Below are 8,557 nucleotides of genomic sequence, written 5' to 3' on the forward strand. Positions count from 1 at the left end.
CCACGCCCTAAGACTCTACCTCCACGAACGTCTGCTGGTAGATACGGCCCACACCTTTCAGATTACCAACATATAAGGTGTCCTGTGAGATGGGCCGTCTCGGTTACCTCGTGTTTTGTATAAGGATTCGACATCCATATCAAAACCGGTAACTCTCAACCTTTCAGGGTCCAGTGTCAGATCAAGTCGCGACTAATACAGTTAATCTGTTTACGCCACCTGGACACTGCATCCCTAACTGTTGTTTCACTCCCGGTAAAACCAGCATCAACCATCTCCCGCCATAGCTGCCGGGCATTATGGTTACCGTTTATTCGTTGTTCTTCCAGCCATCCCTGCCACGGATCCAGATGCCCGGGTTTTGGTGGTTTTGTTGATATTTCAGGGAAGGCTTTCGACTGTATCCACCGACGAACTGGAAAATAACGTTTGAAGAAGCACCATCATTCCAGGCTGAAGCAAGTTTTTGTAAGCCGGCGCCTGTCGTGTTTGCAATGACAGAGCCGTTAAGAATTCCTCCAGTTAAAGGATATGCACCAACGTCAGAGGCAGTAAGAGCATCTGATGTTGCAAGAGCACCAAGACCGAGGTTATCCCGGGCTAAGGATGTATTCGTAAGATCGGCAAGATTCTGAATTGCTTCAAGGTAGACAGAATCTTGCTCCTCGTCATCAGATTGTTTATTAGTAGCCATGATTATCATTATCCTCAATATGAACAAATGAGTATTTTAGACCGTGAATTAAGTAAATCATGAAATCAAAAAGCTCACAGGAAATTGTAGTGCACTCTGGGATTCTCTGATGATTAATTTTTTCGTCATTATCTGTGCGTCCGATTGTTGCTATGCACAGGGAAGAATATGTATGATCTGGCGACGATTTTTCTTTGAGACTTGCCCATGACTTCCCATGAAAGGACTGCTGCAATTTTGTTTATTGTCGTAAAATGTAAGCGAAACCAGTGCTTTCGGGGCCGGGTTGCGCCCGGGTCTCTGACTGCAGATGGTGCTTACTGGTATGCGGTGTGATGAGTCACCACTCACGCAAAGTAAACTCTGTCGCGACATCTTGTGTGATTCAACTAAGTTGTCCTGTACTTAAACGCCAGTTTGTGGTGGCCCTCTCGGATATGATGGATTAATATGTATAACTTGAACAAGCTTGCCATTTATTCGGAGTTAGAAAAAGGTTCCGGAGGTGGGCGGAAAATATTCTTTGGCGTGGACGGTAAATTTAAAATTCACGTGCAAATAACAATGATGTCATTGATGAGAAATGCAGGGGGTGATAAATATCACTTCCACGTTATCTCATCAGAGTTAAATGACAAGGATATATCTCGATTCCGTGAAATTACCGAAAATACACCGCATGGACTTACAGTTCACTATGTCGGGGATGAACTGTTTAGTTCTCTCCCCACCACAGTTTTTTTCTCCAGAGCGACCTATTACCGGTTGCTGGCCCCACTGCTTGTTCCGGAAGAAGAGAAAATACTTTACCTTGATGCAGACATGGTCTGTATTAACCCGATTGATTCTCTCTGGAATATATCCATGCAACCACAAAATATTGCACTGGTTGTTGGAGAGAGTGAACAACTTCAGAAAAATCTTGCCGTAAATGTAAACCTGAAAGGCTTTCGTTATTTTAATGCAGGAATGATGCTCATTAACGTTGGGGCCTGGAACGAGGCTGGTATCAGCGATTTGGCATTATCTGTACTCACCCAGAGAGGCTCCCTCCTGCAGTATCTCGATCAGGACGCCCTTAACATTGCCCTCGAGGGTAAAGTTGACTATGTCGACAGGCGGTTCAATTATATTGAAATGCTGGCACATAATGAACATGGATACCGAGTTGATGTTCCTGCTGACACCTGCATTATACATTATGCAGGCGCAGACAAACCCTGGCAGGAATGGAATCAGCAGTTAATCTGCCGTTACTACCAGGAACTTTACCAGAAGTCACTGTACGCAGACCATCCCTTTGACAGACCAGAAAACCATGAACAGGCTAAAAAAATGTACAAGAGCATGTTCCGCCGTCACCAGTGGTTCCGGGGTGTTTACTGGTGGTTGCGGTATTATCAAATGAGGTATTTTAAATGAAGCAGTCACTGCCCCCCCCCTTTATCACCGGCGAGAAAGTCTATCAGGGGTTATTTCTGATTTTATGCGCTTCACTTGCTTCATCCCTGTTCCTGAATGCCTATCCCCGTAAGCTGTTCTATTTGGTGAGTTACACTGCCACTATTTTTATTCTGATAAAAATTAAACGCAGAGAAATTATATTTAACCGTGATGCAATCGCTGTATCAGTCGCGCTGTTTCTGATCGGAGCGGTTCGTTTGGTTTGGGGAGAGGCGTTTTCACACTCACTGTTTACCGATGTTACAGGAAACTATCGCACAGGCGGGAAGCTGTTTATTATTTCATCAGTGACGGCCTATTTTTTTATTGTATGGCGGAACTACCTTACAACGAGGGTGGCCTTTAGCGGTTTAATCATTCTTCTTGCCGGGCTTTGTGTAACTCTGGCTGTTGCTCTTCATGAACACATGACAACTGGAGATCGGGTTCGGCTCCTGACCGATTCAGCCGGTACGGTATCATATTTGATCACTTTACTGGCATTCAGTTCACTCTTTATCGCTTATCGGGCTGTTTCTGGTCTGAGTCTGAGGATCACTCTGTTTTGCGTTATAGCCTGCCTTAATACACTGCTGCTAGTCTTAACTGAATCCCGTGCCGGCGTTCTGTCTTTACCGTTTATGTACATGGCGTTTTTCTTTCTGGTACACAGAAAACTGGTAAAATTTTCACTGTTCCCGCTGGGTATAATGATTACTGTTGGGTTTATCATGATGCCGGAATCCGTCTGGAATCGACTTGACAGCATTCAAACTGAAATCAGCTCCTACCAGTCTAATAACGATACGTCAATTGGTGCACGCTTTTCTATATGGAAAAGTGGTTTTCAGAGCATCAGGTGGACGTTCATTGGGCAGAGTCCTGATGACAGGACCCTGAAGGCCCGCATGTTTATAACGAACCATGAACGGGGAAATCCGGAGGCCTTTAAAAATGTTCAGTATCATCTTCACAATGACATGCTTGAAACTCTCTCACTTCAAGGAATTGCGGGGGGGATTTCTGTTTTAATTTTTTATATCGTATTGATTTACGTACCTGTAACCAGACAGTCAGCCGGGTTAGCCCTTTTGCCCGCATCTCTTGTTATTTTCGGGCTGACCGATACGGTACTGATTCAGTCGTTATCGGTCACCGTCATATGTCTCTCTTTGTGCATAAGTTATGCGTTACTGGGTACTGTGAAAGCAGGAGGAAACAGGTAACTGATGTGTGCGCAAACGTCTAAGCCCGTGAGAATGTTCACGGGCTGGGCGGGTACACTGTAATTATTTTTATTTTTTCACCTAAAATTTGACCTGCGCAGCTTGATGTATTTTTTCTTCATGCTTAGTCTTACTTTGGGGTCAAAAATAAAAGAGATGAGTGATATGTTTTTTAGGTGGCTAATTACTGTTGTTTTTTCTTTTTCAGAGTAAATGTCATTTTTATGTTTGTGTAGTAAATTTATCCAGTGACAGGCAATCAGGTTTTTGTATTTTTCTTTGAAAACAAGGGGCATCTGTTCCGTTGCTTTTATTAACAAGCTTATCTTCTCTTTGTTAATGTTATTTGATAAGCTCCCATCTCGTTTGAAATACAGGTATGGCCCATGATGAGAGAATATTATTTTAGAAGATTTAACAAGGATTGATGGAAAAAGATAGGCATCTTCATAGCATTCGAACTCCGGGAATTGCATGTCTGCAAGGATTTCTCTTCTTACAAACTGGCCAATAAAATGCGCCTGAATATCTTTATGTATCAGGAACTTAGTTATGGCCCGATCTCCCGATATAGCTCTGAAATTGAGTTTTCCCCATTGAAGTTTTTCCTGCGATGAAGGGTATATTTCATTAAGTTTTGTAAGATAAAGGTCAGGATTCTCTTTTTCCAGTAAACCAGATATTTCTTCAAACGCGAATGGGAGGACCTCATCATCACCGTCGACCATGGTAATATACTGACCAGTACATTTACTTAATGCATAATTTCTTACCTTTCCTATATTGTTGAAATTAACCCGATAAAAAACGACATTCAAATTATCCTGTGAAAACTGGTGGCATATTTCATATGTTCTGTCAGTTGACGCATCATCAATCAGGATTATTTCTGATGAATCGAAAGACGAACCTGCAGACCTGGATATACTAAGTAATGTTTTTTTGATGTAGTCTTCACTATTATGTGCAGTAACAATAATACTGAGCACTGGTGCTTTTGCTTCTCTCATCATCATCCCTTCTCTGTCTCATTTTAAATTTATATTTCGTGATAATTACGTTAATCGTGAAAGCTATGATAGTAATTACATATTAGACATGATTTATTAACTACATGCCGAAGTAAAGATATTCTGGCGTCACATCATCAGTCTTCCATCACTCAGTGTTACTCACCCCAACTGCTGTCATCAGCAATGACAGTATAATCTTGTCGAAAATTATTTTTTTTAAATTTATAATCAACAATATACAAGGTTTTCAAGGCGGTTTACCCTTATGCTATCCATTGACCTGCTCTGTCTGGTCGACAGGGCTCTTTAAGTCAGTGCTGAAAATTCGTAAATTCTAACATGGTCTACCGATCCTGTAGACTGGCCCCCTGAATCACCAGACACTTCGACCCACCTTAAATTAGTGACTAGGGGCACCGTGGGAATTTCTGCAACAATGCACGGCAATAAAATATTTATCTGATAAAATCAGATGGTTAGCTAGATCCGTTCCTCAACATTCGAGGTTATGCTGAATCTTAAATGTATGGAAAATCCCAGAAGTTAGTTTGGCGTATAATTCGACTATCCGACAGAGTTTGTCGCCTAAAAAAACACGGAATTTGGGCGGGAATATTCATCTCGGCAGATCCTGCACGGAAAACAGATGATTTCCTTCAGGTTGAAAATCGCTCAGCGTGTGTTATTGCAGAAATGACCACGGAACCCCGTTTACTTGGCGTTGCTAAGCGAAACACGACAATTAACGTAACTGTCAGTTCCAGGTTGTGCTCCATAAGAACGGCATTGACGATCGTCCTTATCATTTTTTTCCTGCACAGCTGCTGCCAGATTTTTCAGACTCTGCTGTCGGATGTTATAACCAACTGTACCAGGAAGACAATCATCCCACGCCACCAGTCCTGTTGCGCAGTCGAGAGGATGATTTGTGCATCCTGACATCACTATACTCATAATAATTATCCATTTTTTCATATGCCATTACCCCCTAAATGAATCGCCACAGATAATCCAGATACTAACTAAAAAAGAGGTGGCCATGACCTCATCGTTATAGCCATTCTCAAGCAGCACCATCGGCGGTGTAAGGTGTTCATCTGAATAGATTTCATCAGCTGGTTCGTGGGGAATGTTTAGCGATCTTCTCTGGTATGCCAGATGCGCAGTACGTAGATGACGGACTTCTGAATTTCATAGCGAACCTCATACTCTCCAACCAGAAATCGTCTGATTTCTCGGGGCTCGAACTGAAATAATTGCTCCCCAAGACGTGAATTGGTTAACAGGATGGTTGGAGCCTGTGTTAATGCCTGAACTGCTCTTGCAGCAGCAGATTTGTTAGCCTGAGCCAGAAATTCATACAAACGAGCTAAATCTGACAGTGCTTTACTTGTCCATTTAATTTCCATCAACGCGGAACCGGCAATGGTTTGTCGGTTCCAAGGCTGTCAGCCCACGCCTGCACGGCTTGGTGATCGATAACCCGTCCAGCATCCACATCGGCCAGCGCTTCCTGGGTCAGGCGGTCACGCTCCTCTTCCTGGGCTATCCATGCGGAAAGCGCCTGCTTCATTATCCAGCCTCGTGAACGTTCAAGTCGAGCGGCAATTTGATCAACCTTATCAGCTATCGGTAATGGCACATGAGCTGTCAGCACCCGGGTTACTGCCTGCGTATCGTTCTTCATTTGTTTACTCCGGCTTATACTGGTTTGTTTTTTAATCATAGTTAATCAATGTAAATCAATCAAGTGTAATGGCAAATATCGACGGGAAAAATTTTCTTCCTCAGCACCGCGAACGTATTGTACTGGTAGGTTTTCGGCGTGACCTGAATCTTCATCATGGATTCAGCCTGAGCAACATCAGCCATTTCTACCCGACGAAAAGACCAGCATTGGGGAAACTCCTGGAAACTGCGGTGGATGGCAGGTATATCCTGACGCCACGCCTGTGGGAGTATCTGTACAATTACGCAAAAAAACATGCGGCAAAAGGAAACGGTTTCGGCTTTGGACTTGTTGATCCCAATAATCCTGACAGTGTGGCCCGAACCCTTTCTGCGCGTTACCACAAAGATGGATCTGAAATTCTGATTGACCGGGGCTGGGACATGGCCACAGGCGAGGCGGATTTCAGCGTCACCCGGGATAGCCCGGTGAGACGAGCTATTTCTCTTATCCCGCGGCCTTTTTTATGAAGAACGTCGATCTCAGACCAGCGTTGATACCGCCTGTCACGCCGCTGTTGTTTAATTTTCTCAGGGCGACGTAGCGTTGAGACTGGTACCTGAGACGCTTCAGGGTTTTGTTTTTTGAGAGATAACTCAGAGGCAACCAGCCTTATCAATGGCATGTGGGTCATTTTTACATCGGTACTAACACTCCAGCGCATCACCGATATTCTTCAGCAGGTGCCAGCGATCGGCTACCATACCTGGGCCGGTACCTGAAGCGCCCGCCGGTGTCGGCCTCCCGCCTGCGCCACTACGGCGGCGGCGCCGTAGCCCACCACTATCCCGATCACCGCACGGGAAAGCATAAACGTCAGGCGCTGAGCCAGGAAGAGATGATCGGACGCTATATCAGCCACGTCCCCGCCCGGCATTTTAAAATGGTGCGTTATTCGGGCTTTCTGGCCAACCGCAAGCGGGGCACGCTGCTGCCGAAGGTTTACAAAGCGCTGGAGATGACAGTGCGGGAGAAACCCAGACGTCCTGGGTTCGCCGTATTGATGAAAGGCTTTCTGGGTACCGATCCCTTCGAATGCATCCGGTGCGGCGACCGGCGGCGTTTTACCGGTGCTCAGGCCGGCACGCATGCAACGGAACTGCTGTCAGAAAGGCTGCATGGAATGGAGAAAAAACGATGGCTTCGGATGCCGGCTCTGGATCAGTGCGCCTGAAAAATGGATTTCAGTTTAAAAAAACGGCAAAGACAGCATTTTCATATATAAACTCACGCATGACTGCACAATCAGAGGATAGTCCATGCTGATATTCATGGTTATGTGTTCTCAAAAGAAGTGATTCAATCTCCTAACCATGAACCCGCCGCCCATTCGACATCAATTATAAAAGGGTTGATGCGCAAAGCGCATGTAAGGCGGCACTTTGAACAGGCATATTGCACTGTCGGATGGCCGCCGGGGCCCGGCGTAAGCCGGTGTAGGATTATTAAAGATCCTGATACCCCTCCCGCCCTGAAGAGCCATGCGGGCTTATAGCGATAGTTATGTTGGGTTAAGCCCTTTTAACCCCGTTAGCGCGGCGTAGCCGCGGTGTATCGGGGACTTAGTGCTGGCAGCTTGCTGACAGCGCTTAGGGGGCTGTATTCCGAAATAAGAAGCGATTTTTCCTTGACGAAACACGGCAGTTGCAAAGCCATACCCGCTTTCAGCCACGAAGAAGCTATATTTGCGCTTTGGGAGTGGTGACGACAAGGCGTAGCCGCAGATGGGGCGTATCTCCGGGTAAGCGGGCCTTCAGGGCCGCCTATGGGCGTGTACTGAGGTCGTCCAACTAAGTTAGCTGCAGCGGCTTATTAATGTTATTACTAAAAAATTCTCCGGATCTCCGGACTGACGCCCCGGACTGTCCGGGGAGCTACTTCATATCGGTGCGGGAGTGTGTGCACGGTTGCCTGAGGGATAATTCTGCCCCGGGCGAAGCCTGGGGTGCTACTCCTGATGCCATGCCGAAGGCTGGCTCAAGAGTACTCCCTTTTTAAAGGGCATGTTTTGTTCAGAAGTAACGTTCGAAGTTAGCGCTTTTACCGGCAGGGACTTCGAAGTTAACTGCTTTAATTGTGTTCAGGGATGGACACGGCGCCGGTGCGGAGCTCTTCAGAATGGCTATTCTGATGCCCGGAGGGCTGCTACGGGCGTATGAATCCCTGCCGGATGCGCGGTTTACCGCTCAGCGCCAGCACAAAAACCGCGAAGGACGCGGTAAGTTAAAAAGAGGGGGTATTAAAGGGGGACGCCAGCGCGTTCCAGCAGCAGGCGGTAGTACGTTTCAGGGTCGGTATGATGCATCAGCGGGTGTTCCGCCTTCAGCGCGTTTTCCAGCGTCATCTGCATGGCCATAGTACACTGGCCACCGGCCACAAACCGCCGCCAGGCGCTTTCGTACCGGTTGCCGGTACCGCGCGGACGCAGCTGCCGCAGCTGCCGCAGCTTGCG

General features: G+C 46.2%; 7 protein-coding genes and 5 pseudogenes. 4 read left to right on the plus strand and 8 right to left on the minus strand.

The genetic code is table 11. The features are described from left to right. Positions 1–200: 200 nt before the first annotated feature. Together NG99_RS29920 and NG99_RS30365 are read right to left on the minus strand one after the other, a co-directional pair. Positions 201–416, minus strand: a pseudogene (locus tag NG99_RS29920) (ISL3 family transposase); the annotation flags it as partial. Continuing rightward, positions 311–694, minus strand: a complete 384-nt coding sequence (locus NG99_RS30365; RefSeq protein ID WP_157032615.1) for a hypothetical protein — start codon at positions 692–694, stop codon at positions 311–313. The pseudogene NG99_RS29920 and the gene NG99_RS30365, both read right to left, overlap by 106 nt. A 450-nt stretch (positions 695–1,144) precedes the next feature. On the opposite strand from NG99_RS30365, the gene NG99_RS11355 reads away from it, so the two are divergent. Together NG99_RS11355 and NG99_RS11360 are read left to right on the plus strand one after the other, a co-directional pair. Continuing rightward, positions 1,145–2,116 (plus strand): glycosyltransferase family 8 protein, encoded by a 972-nt coding sequence (locus NG99_RS11355; RefSeq protein ID WP_034892426.1) that lies wholly within the window; start codon positions 1,145–1,147, stop codon positions 2,114–2,116. Beyond that, positions 2,113–3,363 (plus strand): O-antigen ligase family protein, encoded by a 1,251-nt coding sequence (locus NG99_RS11360; RefSeq protein WP_034892428.1) that lies wholly within the window; start codon positions 2,113–2,115, stop codon positions 3,361–3,363. Before NG99_RS11355 ends, NG99_RS11360 begins: the two co-directional genes overlap by 4 nt. Before the next feature lie 77 nt (positions 3,364–3,440). Here the strand turns inward: NG99_RS11360 and NG99_RS11365 are convergent, their stop codons facing one another. From NG99_RS11365 to NG99_RS11375, 4 genes are all read right to left on the minus strand, one after another. Next, complete coding sequence (locus tag NG99_RS11365) at positions 3,441–4,376, minus strand: glycosyltransferase family 2 protein (RefSeq protein ID WP_034892430.1); 936 nt, start codon at positions 4,374–4,376, stop codon at positions 3,441–3,443. A 711-nt stretch (positions 4,377–5,087) separates the two neighbouring features. Beyond that, positions 5,088–5,351, minus strand: a complete 264-nt coding sequence (locus NG99_RS28245) for a hypothetical protein (protein WP_072017585.1) — start codon at positions 5,349–5,351, stop codon at positions 5,088–5,090. Between the two features lie 158 nt (positions 5,352–5,509). Then, a complete protein-coding gene (locus NG99_RS11370) occupies positions 5,510–5,785 on the minus strand; it encodes a type II toxin-antitoxin system RelE/ParE family toxin (protein ID WP_034892431.1) in 276 nt (91 codons plus the stop codon). Then, complete coding sequence (locus NG99_RS11375; RefSeq protein WP_157032616.1) at positions 5,785–6,102, minus strand: CopG family ribbon-helix-helix protein; 318 nt, start codon at positions 6,100–6,102, stop codon at positions 5,785–5,787. The genes NG99_RS11370 and NG99_RS11375 overlap by 1 nt, the downstream gene beginning before the upstream one ends. 38 nt (positions 6,103–6,140) lie before the next feature. Here NG99_RS11375 and NG99_RS11380 point away from each other — a divergent pair. Further along, positions 6,141–6,563, plus strand: a pseudogene (locus tag NG99_RS11380) (DNA cytosine methyltransferase); the annotation flags it as partial. On the opposite strand, the pseudogene NG99_RS30490 reads toward NG99_RS11380, so the two are convergent. Then, positions 6,509–6,806 (minus strand): annotated as a pseudogene (locus NG99_RS30490) (ISL3 family transposase); the annotation flags it as partial. The pseudogenes NG99_RS11380 and NG99_RS30490 overlap by 55 nt on opposite strands. Here NG99_RS30490 and NG99_RS11385 point away from each other — a divergent pair. After that, a pseudogene (locus tag NG99_RS11385) lies at positions 6,806–7,279 on the plus strand (transposase); the annotation flags it as partial. The pseudogenes NG99_RS30490 and NG99_RS11385 overlap by 1 nt on opposite strands. Before the next feature lie 1,065 nt (positions 7,280–8,344). On the opposite strand, the pseudogene NG99_RS29930 reads toward NG99_RS11385, so the two are convergent. Further along, positions 8,345–8,557 (minus strand): annotated as a pseudogene (locus tag NG99_RS29930) (Replication protein); the annotation flags it as partial.

This window comes from Erwinia typographi, from assembly GCF_000773975.1.
GTDB classification, from domain to species: Bacteria; Pseudomonadota; Gammaproteobacteria; order Enterobacterales; family Enterobacteriaceae; genus Erwinia; species Erwinia typographi.

Excerpts from the sequence above, each read along its gene's own strand:
- NG99_RS11370 (WP_034892431.1), bottom strand. The coding sequence starts at position 5,785 with ATGGAAATTAAATGGACAAGTAAAGCACTGTCAGATTTAGCTCGTTTG.
- NG99_RS30365 (WP_157032615.1), bottom strand. The coding sequence starts at position 694 with ATGGCTACTAATAAACAATCTGATGACGAGGAGCAAGATTCTGTCTAC.
- NG99_RS11355 (WP_034892426.1), top strand. The coding sequence starts at position 1,145 with ATGTATAACTTGAACAAGCTTGCCATTTATTCGGAGTTAGAAAAAGGT.
- NG99_RS28245 (WP_072017585.1), bottom strand. The coding sequence starts at position 5,351 with ATGAAAAAATGGATAATTATTATGAGTATAGTGATGTCAGGATGCACA.
- NG99_RS11375 (WP_157032616.1), bottom strand. The coding sequence starts at position 6,102 with ATGATTAAAAAACAAACCAGTATAAGCCGGAGTAAACAAATGAAGAAC.
- NG99_RS11365 (WP_034892430.1), bottom strand. The coding sequence starts at position 4,376 with ATGATGAGAGAAGCAAAAGCACCAGTGCTCAGTATTATTGTTACTGCA.
- NG99_RS11360 (WP_034892428.1), top strand. The coding sequence starts at position 2,113 with ATGAAGCAGTCACTGCCCCCCCCCTTTATCACCGGCGAGAAAGTCTAT.